Consider the following 13,186-nt stretch of genomic DNA (forward strand, 5'->3'; position numbering starts at 1 on the left):
TGGCGTCCATGAGTCCCGACCAGTTCGCGCGCCGCGTCCTGCACCCGGAGAACGGGTGGATGAGCCTGGACGACGTGGCGGCAATGTATGCGTGGCATGGGGACCACCACATCGCGCACATCCGCAATTACCGCGAGCACTACCGGGCGGCGCGCGCCTGACGGAGACGGGAGATCCGAGCGGCGAGGACGAGATTCGAACGCCCAGCGGGAGAAGTGGGCCCGGATAGAAGTGAGACGTCCGCGTTCTCGAATGGAGAAGCGAGAAGGCATGCACTCGCTTCTCGCCTCTGGAAAGCTGGCTCTCACTTCTATCCGGGCGCACGTCTTGTTCCTGCGAGCTCGACTCTCCCGCTCGCGTCTCGGGTCTCGGGTCTCGATTCTAAGCTCGGAGAATGCAGCCCTCAGTTGGACTCGAAGATCCGCCCGCCTTCGCCCACTCCCGTCACGCTTCCCGCCCCCGGCCCCCCGAAGAGTGCGTACACGATGCTCTTCCAGGGCGCGGTGAGGATCTTCCACGTCACGCCGTTATAGCGCAGGACCGTGCCACTGTCGCCCACGGCGTACACTTCCGTGGGGCCGCGTCCCCACAGCGCACGCAGGTCGCGGGCGGTGGGGCGGGGAAACGCGCGCCACGCGATCCCGTCGTAGCGCAGCACGGTACCGGTATCGCCCACGGCAAAGACATCGTTGGCGGCGCTCCCCCAGACGGCGCGGAGACGGCTCTGGGTGGGTACACTCACGCTTCGCCACTGGCCGCCATCGAAGCGCAGCACCGTGCCGCTGTCACCTACCGCCCACACGTTCTGTGGGTCGGTGCCCCACGTCGCGCGAAGAAAACGTTGGGTGCCACTCTGCTGCGGGCTCCACGCCGTGCCATTCGAGCGCAGAATGGTGCCGCGTTCCCCTACGATCACATGCTGGCCACCACCGCTCCACACGGAGCGCAGTACACCGGTGACCGGTGACACGTCGCGGCGCCACGACGCCCCGTCGTACCGGAGAATGCTCCCGGTGTCGCCCACCGCCACGATGTCGGTGAGCCCATTGCCGTTGATGCTGAAGAGATCGTTTGCGGACGGCACGCGTTCGGTGATCCACTGGCTCCCCTGTCGCCGCAGCACCGTGCCGCCGAATCCGACGGCGAACATCGTGCCGCCGCTGCCGTAGGCCGAGAGCAACGGTGGGGCGCTGGTCTCCACCACGGCGGTGGCGGCCGTGCCCGTCCCGCGCAGCGTGATCACCGTGCCGTACCACCCGGCCAGACGCAGCGAGCCATCACCACGAATCGCCACGGCGCGCAGGTTGGGACCGATGCCCAGGGTCAGGGTGCGCCACGATGTCCCATCGAAATGATACGTGGCCCCGGCATTGCCCACCGCGTACACATCGTTGAACGCCCGGCCGCGCAGGGCGAACAGATTGGCCGCGCCCGGCGTGGGCATGCGCTGCCACTGCACGCCGTCGAAGCGCACGACTGTCCCTTGCACCCCCACCGCGAACACGTTCCCCGCGCTCGTGCCCCACACATCGAAGAAGGGCACGCCATCGGGGACCGCCTGCCGCGTCCAGTTGCTGCCATTGTAGCGCAGGATGGTCCCGTTGTTGCCCACCGCGAAGAGGGTGGTGGCATTGGGGCCCCAGATCCCCCACAGTTCGTCGGTCACGCCCGTCACCAACGGCTCGAAGCGGGTGCCATCCCAGCGCAGCACGATGCCGCGATCGCCGGTGATGTACACGTCGGTGGCCGATAGCCCCCACACCTCGAGGAAGGTGTTGGTACTTCCCGTCTGAACGGGGGTGAAGGTGGTCCCGTTGCCACGCAGCACGAGCCCGTTGGTCCCCACCATCCAGATGTCGGTGGGCGAACTGCCCCAGATACCCACGATGGTTTCGGTGGTCCCCACCGGGACCACCTCCCATGGGCCGTCGTTGCGAGAGCGAAGCACCCCACCGTTCTGTCCCACGGCGTAGGTCGTGCCGGCGCCGTCGTCCCAGGCGCCCAGCAGCGTCACGTCGGACAGCCCCGCCCGCGCAGTACGCCAGGACACGATGTCGGGCACGTCGGCCGTCACGACCACGGTCACCAGCGCCGACAGCGGGCCGTTCACGCCCGCGGCATTGGCCGTGATGCGCGCGCTCCCCGGGGCGATGGCACGTACCACCCCACTCGCATTGACCGATGCCACCGCGGGAGCGTCGCTGCGCCATTCGATGACCGGCGACGACAACACGGCACCGGCCGCATCACGCGCCTCCACACCGAGCGTCTGCTGTTCACCAGCGGGCAGGTTCACCGATGCCGGTGACACCTGCAGCGACACGATGCGGGAGGGGGGCGGTGCCGACTGCGTGGGGCTGTCGCTGCATCCCGCCAGCGCCACGGACAGCATGAGTGCGCACAGAAGCGAAAAGACACGCATACCCGTGAGGCTAGTCGCGTCGGGGCAGCGGGCGCAACGTCTGCACCGTACCTTCCGGCGTCCGTCGCGCGTCCCACACTGCCTCGTTTTCGCCATGTACTCGACTCTCCGTCGTACGTTCCGCACCGGTGCGGCTGCGCTCGTCTGTACGGCCCCGTTCCTCCTGCCCAGCCGCGCCCTGCCGGCGCAGCCCGGTATCCCTCGCACCTCCCCACCGGCACCGGCATCGGAAGTGTATCTCGTGCCGCTCGCGGGCCAGGGGGCTGCCCTCGCGGCGGGAACGCCGCGCAACATCACCAACCGGGCCGGCTACGACAATCAGCCGGCGTTCTCGCGTGACGGGCGCAGCGTGTTCTACACCTCCACACGCGACGACGCCCAGGCCGACATCTATCGGTTCGAGATCGGCGCCAACACCACCACGCGTGTCACCACCACGGCGCCCGAAAGCGAGTATTCGGCGTTTCCCACGACCGATGGTCGTGGGATCACGGTGATTCGCGTGGAGCGCGACTCAACGCAGCGCCTCTGGCGCGTCCCGTTCGACGGCACGCCGGAGCAGGTGCTCTTCGCCAACACGAAACCCGTGGGTTACTTCGCGCAGCCCACCGACTCCACGTGGGTGCTGTTCGTCCTCGGCACCCCGGTCACCATGCAGATGGGGTACCACGGCACGGGGCGCACGGAGATTGTCGGGCGCAACATCGGTCGCTCGCTCCATCGCATTCCCGGCACCACACGCGCGAGCATCGTGCAGAAAGGCAGCGCACCCTGGCAGGTCATGGAGTTCGATCCGGCGACCCGCACGTTTACGCCGCTGGTGGCCTTACCCGCGGGGAGCGAAGACGTGGCCTGGACTGATGGCAACACGCTGCTCGTGGGAAGCGGCAGCAAACTGCTGCGCTGGACGCGCGGGAGCACCGGCTGGACGGAGATCGCCGACTATGCGGGCGCCGGGTTGCGGAACATCACGCGGCTGGCGGTGGGTCCCGATGCGACGATGCTGGCGTTGGTGGCCGATCCGGCCCGATAGCCACGGCGTCGGTTCGCATACGCGATGGCGCCCGTGATCACGGGGATCACGGGCGCCACGAGCACCGCCGGCCAGCTGCCGCTTACTTCTTGATGAGCGGCTGCACCGCGGCCGGCACGCTCACCCCGTCGGCGCCGAGCGTGTTGAATTCGGCGTTCTTGATGGTGAGCACCATCTTCTGCGGACCCGTCATCATTTCGCTGCGCGTGGCCATCTTGATCGGGCCGAACTGCTTGTAGTCGGCGATCGTGGTGCTGGTGGTCATCGTGCCCATCTCCGACTGCAGCGTGGCTTCGCTGCCGATCTGCAGGCCGCTCGCCACCGAGAAATAGTTCCACGACTCGGTGTTCGTGTCCTTGCGCACCATCTTGATCTTGTAGGCCTTCTCACCGGCGAAGTCCACGATGCCTTCGTTCGTCATCGAGGAGAACTTTTCGGCGGCGAAGAGCATGTTCGCCGCGAAGTCCGCCTGCTCCTTCATCTGCGCCGCTTCCTTGCCTTCGAGCAGACGCGCGCCCTGCATCGGGTTCACCGACCACACCACGTTACCGTCGGTCCCCTGCAGCATCTCGCCCAAGCCGGGAAGGCTGATCTTCATCGACTGCTTGTTGGGCGCCACGATCACCATCTCGAGATCCGCGGTCATGCCGGCGGCGGTGATCTCCATCGCGCCGGTCTGCTTTACCGACGTGATCTTGGCGATCGCGTCCTTACCGCCGACGGCCGCCACGTGCTTGGCCACGATCTCAGCCGCCGTGGGGAGCGGCTGGGCATTCGCAGCGGGCGTCGCCAGCAGAAAGGCCGCGGTCGCGGCAACGGCGGAACGCAGGGTATGCTGCAGGAACATGAGAATTCTCCTGAATGGAACGTGATGATTGTTTAACATGCGAATCATGGTCGTGCGACAGGGCGTCGCGCGAGTGGTTCAAGGGTGCAGACGCCGCGGCGCACGCTGCGCTGCCCACGTAATCGCGGCGTCGAGCGCGGGATCCGTTCCACGCAAGAGCGCCCGACGATCGATCGGGGTCACCTGATTCGGTGTGACCCCGTTGCCTTCCAGCGGTTTCCCGGTGGGGCCGACGAAATTGGCAACGGCGTGATACAGGACATCGCCGTTGGGCAGTTTTTCCGGGATCGAGGGCAAAGCCTGACCGGCGGTGAGGGCACCGAACACGGTCGCGCGTCCGAGCGCCTGCAGGCCGCCTGCGAAGACTTCAGTGGTACTGGCCGATTGGGCGTCCACGACGAGTGCCAGCGGGCCGCTGAACGGTGTGACCGCGCGCAGGCGGGTGTCCACGCGACGGGGATTGGCCCGGAAGAACATGGAGCCGCCGCGCTGCTGCATCTCCCCCAGCGACGAGGCGCTGTCGAGGAAGTGTCCCGCAAAGCCCATCGACATGCCACCAACGCCACCGAGGTTCCCGCGCACATCGAGGACGATGGCGTCCGTCGATCGCAGGGAATCGATCGCCGCATCGAATTGTGCCGCCAGCACCGGCATCCAGATGTCGAAGCGAATCACACCCACCGTACGACCGTCACGCTGGACCCGGTGCCATGTGAGATTCGCCGCCACGGGCGGGAGGTTGCCGAACTTGGTGATGGTCCCGGACACCGGTCCGAGCGGCACCGCCAGGGTGCGCCGCGTATCGACGCCGTCGCGAAAGGTCACGCGCAGCGTGTCGCCCTCCAAGCCGGAGAGCAGGGCGGAGGTGGTCTGCCACGCCATGAGCGAACGACGCCGGAGTTCGAGCGCCGCGGGCAGTCGTGATAGCCGGTCGGCGAGCGGGCATCCACCGATTGCCACCACCTCCCACCCGGGGCGCACTCCCTGCCGCCAGGCGGGTCCGCCGGTATCCACCTCGGCCACAATCATGGCCGATTGCCAGAGCCGTGTGTCGAACCCCACGGTGCCCGCTGCCCGGTCCCCGCGGACCGTGTCGCGCCGTTCCACCGACGCCACGTCGGCGATCTCCTGCGGGATGATGGCGAAGTGCGACTGCCCGAGACGCCCCACCATCGCGCTCAGCACGTCCCGCAGCTCGCCGCGCGTCTGCGCGGCCGCCGCCTTGGGGCGCAGGTCGTCGCGCACCGCCCCCCAGTTCACCCCATTGAAGGTGGTGTCCCAGTGGGAGCGCTGGATGATCGACCACGCCGTGTCGAAGACGGCGGCACCGTCGCTGACCCGGGCCGTGGCCAGCGATGCCGCGCCACCCGTCGGCCCACCGCAGGCGGAGATATCTGCCGGTGCCACCGACGCCGGTGCCGGGGAACCCGCCGGTACCACTCCGCGCGTTGACCCCGCGCAGGCGGTGAGCGCAAACAAGGCCAGAAAGCCGGGAAGAGCGGTGTTCATGCGTTCAAGTTAATCTCGAGTAGATCTATCGGGTAACCATCTATTTTCAGAAACAACCGGCCTCTGCTCTCGCCGAGGCCGTGTGCAGCACATTACCATCCACTGCTGGACCACTCATTCACGAGACTTTACCGGATCCCATGTCCGCTCGTCTTCACGCTCTGCACGCCGCTGGGCAGTCCCTGTGGCTCGACTATATCGACCGTACGATGCTCTCCAATGGAGACCTCGCGCGGCGCATCGCGGAGGATGCCCTCACCGGCATGACCTCCAACCCCACGATCTTCGAAAAGGCGTTGGCAGAGGGCGCGGCCTACGACGAACAGCTGGCCACGGTGGACGCGGCGCTGTCCGATCGCGAGGCCTTTTTCGTGTTGGCCACGACCGACGTCCGCAACGCCTGTGATGCCTTCCGTGTCGTCTACGACCGTACCGAAGGGCAGGACGGCTATGTGTCGCTCGAGGTTTCGCCCGACCTGGCGCGCGATGCCGCCGGCACCGTGGCTGAGGCGCGTCGCCTGTGGCAGATCGTCGATCGCCCAAACCTGATGATCAAGGTGCCGGGCACGGTCGAAGGGGCCGAGGCGATTCGTCAGCTCATCGCCGATGGCATCAACGTCAACGTCACGCTGCTCTTCTCCGTCGCCGCTCACGCCCGGGTCATCGAGGCGTACATCGCCGGCCTCGAGCAGCGCGCGGCCGCGGGGCTGCCCATCGATCGCATCGGTTCGGTGGCGAGCTTCTTCGTGAGCCGGGTCGACTCCGCTATCGACAAGCAGCTTGGCGGCATGGGCCCCGACGCGCAGGCCTTGCAGGGCAAGGCGGCCATCGCCAACGCGAAACTCGCGTACCGCCTCTTCCAGGCCAGCTTCTCCGGTCCACGCTGGGCGCCGCTCGCGGCCAAGGGCGCGCGCGTTCAGCGGCCGCTCTGGGCCAGCACCAGCACGAAGAATCCGGCCTACCGCGACGTGATCTACGTCGAGGAACTGATCGGCCCCGACACCGTCAACACGTTGCCGCCGGCCACACTTGAAGCATTCCGTGATCACGGTGAAGTGCGTGCCTCGGTCACCGAGCAGGTCGCCGACGCCGAGCGCGCGCTCGTCGCGCTCGAGGCCAGCGGCGTCTCGCTGCAGCACGTGACCGATACGTTGCTCGCGGAGGGACTCGCTTCCTTCGAACAGTCGTTCGTGACGTTGCTCGCCGGGCTTGCCCGCAAGCGTGCTGCGCTTGCCGCAACTGCCTGACTCCCCAACTCCCCGTCGTCCCTTGGCCACCACCGCCCCTGTAATGCACATCCCCCGCACCGGACCTGAGCGAGCCGCCTCACCCGCGGCCGATCACGACGCCATGACCACACACTTCAAGCGCACGCACGTCCCCCGCACGAAGATCGTGGGCACGCTCGGTCCGGCCAGTAACACGGCGGAGGCCATCCGCGCGCTCGTGGATGCCGGTCTCGATGTCGCCCGCATCAATTTCTCGCACGGCACGCACGAGCAGCATGCGCGGACGATCGCGTTGGTGCGTGAGGTCTCCGAGGCGGCGGGGCGGCCGGTGGCCATCCTCGGCGACCTGCAGGGGCCGCGCATTCGCATCGGGGTGCTGCCCGAGAAGCGCGAACTCGAAGTGGGTGGCACCGTGGTGCTGGTGCCCGAAGAGTTGGCAAGCGGTGACGAGATCCCCATTACGTATGCCGATCTCTGTCACGATGTGGCCACGGGTAACCGGGTGCTCATCAACGACGGCCTCTTCGAGTTGGTGGTGTCGCGCGTGGAGGCGCCGCGGGTGTGGTGCACCGTGGTCCACGGCGGTTTGCTCAGCAGCAACAAGGGCATGAATCTGCCGGGCATCGCCGTGTCGGCGCCGTCGCTCACGGAAAAGGACAAGGCGGACCTCGAGTTCGCGGTGGCCAGCGATCTCGACATGGTGGCGTTGAGCTTCGTGCGGCGCGCGCAGGACATCGACGAGCTGCGCGCCCTTATTCCGAAGACGATGCTCATCGTGGCGAAGATCGAGAAGGACGTGGCCCTCGAGAACATCGAAGAGATCGTGGGCGCCACGGATGCGGTCATGGTGGCGCGCGGTGATCTGGGTGTGGAACTGCCTTTCGAGGAAGTGCCCATCGCGCAGAAGCACATCATCGCCACGGCGAACCGCATGGGCCGGCCGGTCATCACGGCCACGCAGATGCTCGAATCGATGATCGAGAATCCGCGCCCCACGCGCGCCGAGGCCAGCGACGTGGCCAACGCCATTCTCGATGGAACGGACGCGGTGATGCTCTCCGCCGAAACGGCGGCGGGACATTACCCCACGCTCGCCGTGGAAGCGATGCGGCGCATCATCAAGGAAATCGAAACCCGTCCGCGACCTGGCAACGCGAATCGTCTGGATCGTCGCGTGGTCAGTGGTGTCAACACCGAGGAGGCGATTGCTGCCGCCACGGTAGCGGCGGTGCGTATGCTCGACGCACCGCTCGTAGTGGTGTTCACGAAGAGTGGGTTCACCGCCCGCATCGTGTCGTCGCATCGGCCGAGTGTGCCCATCCTGGCGCTCACCGATGAACCGCGCGTGTGCCGGCAGCTCGCGCTGGTGTGGGGCGTGGTGCCGCGTCTCGTGCCCACCGCGCGTGGCTACGACCACATGGTCGCCATGGCGCTGCGTGAGGCGCTCGACCTCAATCTCGTGACCAAGGGTGATCGGGTGCTCGTGACCGCCGGCGTGCCGTTTGACGTCCCGGGGACGACCAACCTGCTCAAGGTCGAGACGGTCTGAGCATGACCGTGCCTCGGCGTGGGCGTTACGGACGTCTCGCCTGACGACGTCCGTGCGTCTCGTCTTTCTCGGTACCGGCACCAGTTTCGGTGTGCCGCAGATCGGGTGTGACTGTGCCGTGTGCCGGTCGCCCGATCCCCGGGATCGTCGTACCCGCTGCGGTGCCGTCATCGAAACCGATACGGGCGTGCGATTGCTCATCGACACGCCGCCGGAACTGCGCTTGCAGCTCGTCGCCGCCGGGATCGCGAACGTCGATGCCGTGCTGTTCACGCACGAGCACGCCGATCACATCCACGGGATCGATGATCTGCGCGCGTTCAGTATCCGACGCGAGTCCCCGCTGCCGTTCTATGCCGAAGTGTCCACGTTCGACACGCTGCAGGCGCGCTTCCCGTACATCTTCGACGCCGCGTTCCGCCCATTGCCTGGCACCACGCGACCCGAAGGGGCAATCCGTCCCATTGTCCCGGGCTCGGCGTTCCACGTAAACGGGGTGTCGGTCATGCCTATCGCGGTCCCGCACGGCCGCGCGTCGGTGGTGGGGTATCGCGTCGGCGATCTCGCTTATATCACCGACGCCAAGGCGTTGCCTGACGAAGCCCTCGCGCTCCTGCAGGGCGTGCGCGTGCTCGTGCTCAACGCCCTGCTGCGCCAACCGCATCCTACGCATCTCTCCATTGCCGAAGCGGTGGAGACGGCGCAGCGCGTGGGTGCCGAGCGCACCTTCTTCACGCATCTCACCCACGAAAACTTCCACGCCGACCTCGCCGCCGAACTGCCGCCGGGCATCATGCCCGCGTACGACGGATTGGTGGTCGAGCTGCCGGAGCAGTGACCATGGCACTTTCGTTCGATTTCACCAACATGATGGCCGGGGCGTTGCCGCACGGCGCCGGCATTACCGAAGCACAGTTCATCGCGTCGGCTGAGGGCTTTGCGCGCGCACACGCGGCGGTACATGCCCGCACCCACGACCTCGGGTTTCTCACGCTGGCCACCAACACACCGCTGCTGGAGCAGTCGCTCGCCGTGGCGGAGCAGGCGAGGGGCAAGTTCGAGGATGTCCTGCTGTTGGGGATCGGTGGGTCGGCCCTCGGTCCCATTGCCCTGCGCACGGCCTTGTGCCCGCCACGTTGGAACGAGCTCACCAAGGAGCAGCGTGGCGGATTCCCGCGCCTGCACGTGCTCGACAACGTCGACCCGGCGACCATCGGGGCCACGCTCGCGCGGCTCGATCTGTCACGCACGCTGGTACTCGCAGTGTCCAAGTCGGGCGGTACCGTGGAGACGATGGCGCAGTACCTCATCGTACGGGAAGCGCTGGCGCAGTCGGTGGGGGAAGACGCGGCGAAGCAGCACCTCGTACTCGTCACCGATCCGCAGGTGGGCGCGCTGCGCCGCATCGCTCGCGACGAGGGGATCACCGCGGTGGAGATCCCGGCCAACGTGGGCGGCCGGTTCTCGGTCCTGTCCCCCGTGGGTATTCTCCCCGCCGCGCTCATCGGTATCGACGTGCGCGCGCTGCTCGCCGGTGCGGCGCACGTGACCGAACAGGCGCAGTCCGCCGAGCTCTCGCACAACCTCCCCGGCGCCTTTGCCGTGCTGCAGTGGTTGGCCGACACGTGTCACGGTCGCAGCGTGCAGGTGCTCATGCCCTACGCCGACCCGCTGCGCGATCTCGCGCTCTGGTTCGTACAGCTGTGGGCCGAATCACTGGGCAAGATCACGCCGGAGGGCTCGAGCGTGGGCCCCACGCCGCTGCCGGCGCTCGGCGCCACCGATCAGCATTCGCAGGTGCAGCTGTTCATGGAGGGGCCGAGGGACAAGACGGTCACCTTCATCGCCGTGAAGGGACGCGAGCACGAAGGCCGAATCCCGGCGCGTCACGCCGACATCCCCGAACTCGGCTATCTGGGTGGGCATTCGCTTGGCGAGCTCATCGACATCGAGCAGCGCGCCACCGCCGGCGCACTGGCCGCGCGCGGCCGGCTCAATGCCACGCTGTATGTGGATAGAGTGGACGCCTTTCATCTCGGCGCACTCATGCAGCTCTTCGCCCTGGCCACCGCCTACGCGGGCGAGCTGTACGGTGTGAACGCCTTCGATCAGCCCGGCGTGGAGCTGGGCAAGCAGTTCGCCTATGCCATGCTCGGCCGGGCCGGCAGCGACGCGGCCCGCGCGGAATGGGATGCGCTGCCCAAGCCCGATCCCCGCTGGCGCATGTAACAGGTTGTGTAACTCCCCAAGCGGTTGCCGCGGGGACCCCATCGTAGGAACTTTGACGTAGGCACCACCTTGAACCCTCAACGAGTCCTCATGTCTGATACTGTGAGTGCACAGGCGACGCTGGTTGGCGGCGCCGTGACCGTTTCCAATGGCACCGTGCATGTGCACGATGTCGCGGCATTGGCCACCTCCAAGCTGGATGCACTCGTGCGTCAGGCCGTGTTTGCGGCCACCGATGTCGAGCGAGATTTCGCGCGCTGGGTGATCTGGGAAATCGGCCAGCAGGTGGGAGTGCGTCCCGCCTCCATCCACGAGCTCTATGTGGCGCGCGGTGAAGGCAAGTGCAGTGGCTTCACCGTGCCGGCGATGAACATCCGCGCCATGGCGTACGACACCGCGCGCGCGGTCTTCCGCACGGCCAACGCGCTCGAAGCCGGCGCGTTCATTCTCGAGATTGCGCGCTCAGAGATCGCCTATACTGATCAGCGCCCCGCCGAGTACGTCACGGTGATGCTGGCAGCCGCCCTGCGTGAAGGCTTCCGTGGTCCCGTGTTCATTCAGGGCGACCACTTCCAGGTGAACCACAAGAAGTACGCCGTTGATCCGGTCACCGAAGTGAACGCCGTGAAGGCGCTTGTCACCGAGGCCACGGCCGCCGGCTTCTACAACATCGACGTGGATACCTCCACGCTGGTGGATCTCTCCAAGCCCACGCTCGCCGAACAGCAGCGCCTCAACTACGAAGTGTGCGTCGACATCACGCGCTTCGTGCGAGCGGCGGAACCGGCCGGGGTGACCATCTCCATCGGTGGAGAGATCGGTGAAGTGGGTACGGAGAACAGCACGCCCGAAGAGCTCGAGGCGTTCATGGAAGGCTTCAATGCCACGCTCGCCGCGCAGGCGCCGGGCACGGCGGGCCTCTCCAAGATCTCGGTGCAGTCGGGCACGTCGCACGGCGGGGTGGTGCTCGCCGACGGCAGCATCGCCGACGTGGCGCTCGATCTCGATACGCTCGAGGTGTTGTCGAAGCTCGGGCGCGACAAGTACGGGATGGCCGGCGCCGTGCAGCACGGAGCCAGCACGCTCCCCGACGCCGCGTTCTCGAACTTCCCCAAGCGCGAGACGGCGGAGATTCACCTCGCGACCAACTTCCAGACCATGATGTTCGATCACCTGCCGGCGGAACTGCTGCAGGAGATCTACGCGTGGCTCGACGTGAACGCGAAGGACGAGCGCAAGGCGACCGATACGGACGCCCAGTTCTACTACAAGACGCGCAAGAAGGCGATCGGCCCGTTCAAGCAGACGCTGTGGGGGCTGCCCGCCGACCTGCGCGAAAAGCTCGGCGTCGCGTACGACGCCAAGTTCACGTTCCTCTTCACGCAGCTCGGGATTGCCGGGACGAAGAAGTACGTGGAGCAGTTCGTCACCATGCCGGAACAGCACCGTGCCATGCCGACGGGCGCGAACACGATCATCGCAGCGCCCGATGACGCGGATCTTTCCGACTGAGTGATCAGTACTGAGCAGTGGGTCGTGGGTGGCGTTCTGCCGCTCACGCCCCACGGTTCGGGACCCAGGGGCGCGCAAACGGCCCCGACATCACAGGAGGGCATATGGCGCGTGATTATGACGACGACCGTGTGGTCGTCATCGAGAAGGACAATGGCAATGGCGTGGGCATGCTGTTGCTGGGCCTCGCCGTCGGTGCCGGTGCCGCGCTGCTCTTCGCGCCGGCGAGCGGACGCGAAACCCGTGAGCGCATCGCGCGGGAAGCCCGCCGGGCGGGCCGCCGCGTGAAGGACATGACCGACGACCTCGGCGACCAGTTCGCCGACCGTGTGGAGCGCACGCGCTCCGCCGTTGACGAACGTGTCGGCCGCGCCAGGGACGCGGTGACCAGCCGGGTCGATGCGGTGAACGAGGCGGTGAACGCCAGTCGCGATGCGGCCCGCGACGCCCGGGCCGATATCGAACGTGCCGTGGAGCACGGCAAGCGCGCGTATGCGGATGGGCGTCGTGCGTATGCCGATCGCACGGCCCGGCGTGGCGCGTCGGGCGAGTCCGGCCACGTGGCCGATGATCGGGCGCCTCGCGAGGGCTCGGAGGGAAATGCAGACGGGTTTGCCGGCGACGCTTGAGTCGTGGTGGGACATCCTCCGCCGCGTCTGGAATCAGGCGGCGGAGGACAATGTCCCCTTTCTCGCGGGCGGGGTGGCCTTCAACATCCTGCTCGCGTTAGTGCCGTTCGTGCTGCTGCTCATCTCCGGGCTGTCGTTTCTGCTCGGAAGTGAGCCGTCCGAAGCGGCGATCACGGTGACCACGCTCGTTGAGCAGTTGCTCCCCAACGAGGCGCCAAGCGCGAGCG

The 13,186-nt window shown here is 67.0% G+C and carries 11 protein-coding genes and 1 pseudogene; 9 read left to right on the forward strand and 3 right to left on the reverse strand.

Features of this window, described 5'->3' with window-relative positions; translation table 11 throughout:
• Window positions 1-8 precede the first annotated feature (8 nt).
• Entirely contained in the window at window positions 9-161 is a 153-nt protein-coding gene (locus tag ACIQ6O_RS06115) for a DinB family protein (RefSeq protein ID WP_396206906.1), read from the forward strand.
• 242 nt (window positions 162-403) lie between these two features.
• Here the strand turns inward: ACIQ6O_RS06115 and ACIQ6O_RS06120 are convergent, their stop codons facing one another.
• A complete protein-coding gene (locus ACIQ6O_RS06120; protein ID WP_396206896.1) occupies window positions 404-2,422 on the reverse strand; it encodes an Ig-like domain-containing protein in 2,019 nt (672 codons plus the stop codon).
• 94 nt (window positions 2,423-2,516) lie between these two features.
• Between ACIQ6O_RS06120 and ACIQ6O_RS06125 the strand changes: the two genes are divergently transcribed.
• Window positions 2,517-3,455, forward strand: coding sequence for a TolB family protein (locus ACIQ6O_RS06125; RefSeq protein WP_396206897.1), 939 nt, complete (start codon window positions 2,517-2,519; stop codon window positions 3,453-3,455).
• A gap of 82 nt (window positions 3,456-3,537) precedes the next feature.
• On the opposite strand, the gene ACIQ6O_RS06130 is transcribed toward ACIQ6O_RS06125, so the two are convergent.
• Window positions 3,538-4,302, reverse strand: a complete 765-nt coding sequence (locus ACIQ6O_RS06130; RefSeq protein ID WP_396206898.1) for a hypothetical protein — start codon at window positions 4,300-4,302, stop codon at window positions 3,538-3,540.
• Between the two features lie 78 nt (window positions 4,303-4,380).
• Window positions 4,381-5,811, reverse strand: coding sequence for a S41 family peptidase (locus ACIQ6O_RS06135; RefSeq protein ID WP_396206899.1), 1,431 nt, complete (start codon window positions 5,809-5,811; stop codon window positions 4,381-4,383).
• A 140-nt stretch (window positions 5,812-5,951) separates the two neighbouring features.
• On the opposite strand from ACIQ6O_RS06135, the gene tal reads away from it, so the two are divergent.
• The 7 genes and pseudogenes from tal to ACIQ6O_RS06170 all read left to right on the forward strand — a co-directional run.
• Window positions 5,952-7,058, forward strand: coding sequence for a transaldolase (gene tal, locus ACIQ6O_RS06140; protein WP_396206900.1), 1,107 nt, complete (start codon window positions 5,952-5,954; stop codon window positions 7,056-7,058).
• Window positions 7,059-7,161: 103 nt separating this feature from the next.
• Complete coding sequence (gene pyk / locus ACIQ6O_RS06145; RefSeq protein ID WP_396206901.1) at window positions 7,162-8,589, forward strand: pyruvate kinase; 1,428 nt, start codon at window positions 7,162-7,164, stop codon at window positions 8,587-8,589.
• Window positions 8,590-8,641: 52 nt separating this feature from the next.
• Window positions 8,642-9,427 carry an MBL fold metallo-hydrolase gene (locus ACIQ6O_RS06150; protein WP_396206902.1) on the forward strand — a complete coding sequence of 262 codons (786 nt, stop codon included), beginning with the start codon at window positions 8,642-8,644 and terminating at the stop codon, window positions 9,425-9,427.
• Window positions 9,428-9,429: 2 nt separating this feature from the next.
• Window positions 9,430-10,818, forward strand: coding sequence for a glucose-6-phosphate isomerase (locus ACIQ6O_RS06155; RefSeq protein WP_396206903.1), 1,389 nt, complete (start codon window positions 9,430-9,432; stop codon window positions 10,816-10,818).
• Between the two features lie 90 nt (window positions 10,819-10,908).
• Window positions 10,909-12,330, forward strand: a complete 1,422-nt coding sequence (locus ACIQ6O_RS06160) for a class II fructose-bisphosphate aldolase (protein WP_396206904.1) — start codon at window positions 10,909-10,911, stop codon at window positions 12,328-12,330.
• A gap of 104 nt (window positions 12,331-12,434) precedes the next feature.
• Window positions 12,435-12,959 (forward strand): YtxH domain-containing protein, encoded by a 525-nt coding sequence (locus ACIQ6O_RS06165; protein WP_396206905.1) that lies wholly within the window; start codon window positions 12,435-12,437, stop codon window positions 12,957-12,959.
• Window positions 12,943-13,186, forward strand: a pseudogene (locus ACIQ6O_RS06170) (hypothetical protein); the annotation flags it as partial. The gene ACIQ6O_RS06165 and the pseudogene ACIQ6O_RS06170, both read left to right, overlap by 17 nt.

This window comes from Gemmatimonas sp. (assembly GCF_044345575.1).
In the GTDB taxonomy this organism is placed as follows: Bacteria; Gemmatimonadota; Gemmatimonadetes; order Gemmatimonadales; family Gemmatimonadaceae; genus Gemmatimonas.

Excerpts from the sequence above, each read along its gene's own strand:
- ACIQ6O_RS06165 (WP_396206905.1), top strand. The coding sequence starts at position 12,435 with ATGGCGCGTGATTATGACGACGACCGTGTGGTCGTCATCGAGAAGGAC.
- ACIQ6O_RS06125 (WP_396206897.1), top strand. The coding sequence starts at position 2,517 with ATGTACTCGACTCTCCGTCGTACGTTCCGCACCGGTGCGGCTGCGCTC.
- ACIQ6O_RS06155 (WP_396206903.1), top strand. The coding sequence starts at position 9,430 with ATGGCACTTTCGTTCGATTTCACCAACATGATGGCCGGGGCGTTGCCG.
- pyk (WP_396206901.1), top strand. The coding sequence starts at position 7,162 with ATGACCACACACTTCAAGCGCACGCACGTCCCCCGCACGAAGATCGTG.
- ACIQ6O_RS06120 (WP_396206896.1), bottom strand. The coding sequence starts at position 2,422 with ATGCGTGTCTTTTCGCTTCTGTGCGCACTCATGCTGTCCGTGGCGCTG.
- ACIQ6O_RS06115 (WP_396206906.1), top strand. The coding sequence starts at position 9 with ATGAGTCCCGACCAGTTCGCGCGCCGCGTCCTGCACCCGGAGAACGGG.
- ACIQ6O_RS06130 (WP_396206898.1), bottom strand. The coding sequence starts at position 4,302 with ATGTTCCTGCAGCATACCCTGCGTTCCGCCGTTGCCGCGACCGCGGCC.
- ACIQ6O_RS06135 (WP_396206899.1), bottom strand. The coding sequence starts at position 5,811 with ATGAACACCGCTCTTCCCGGCTTTCTGGCCTTGTTTGCGCTCACCGCC.
- ACIQ6O_RS06160 (WP_396206904.1), top strand. The coding sequence starts at position 10,909 with ATGTCTGATACTGTGAGTGCACAGGCGACGCTGGTTGGCGGCGCCGTG.
- tal (WP_396206900.1), top strand. The coding sequence starts at position 5,952 with ATGTCCGCTCGTCTTCACGCTCTGCACGCCGCTGGGCAGTCCCTGTGG.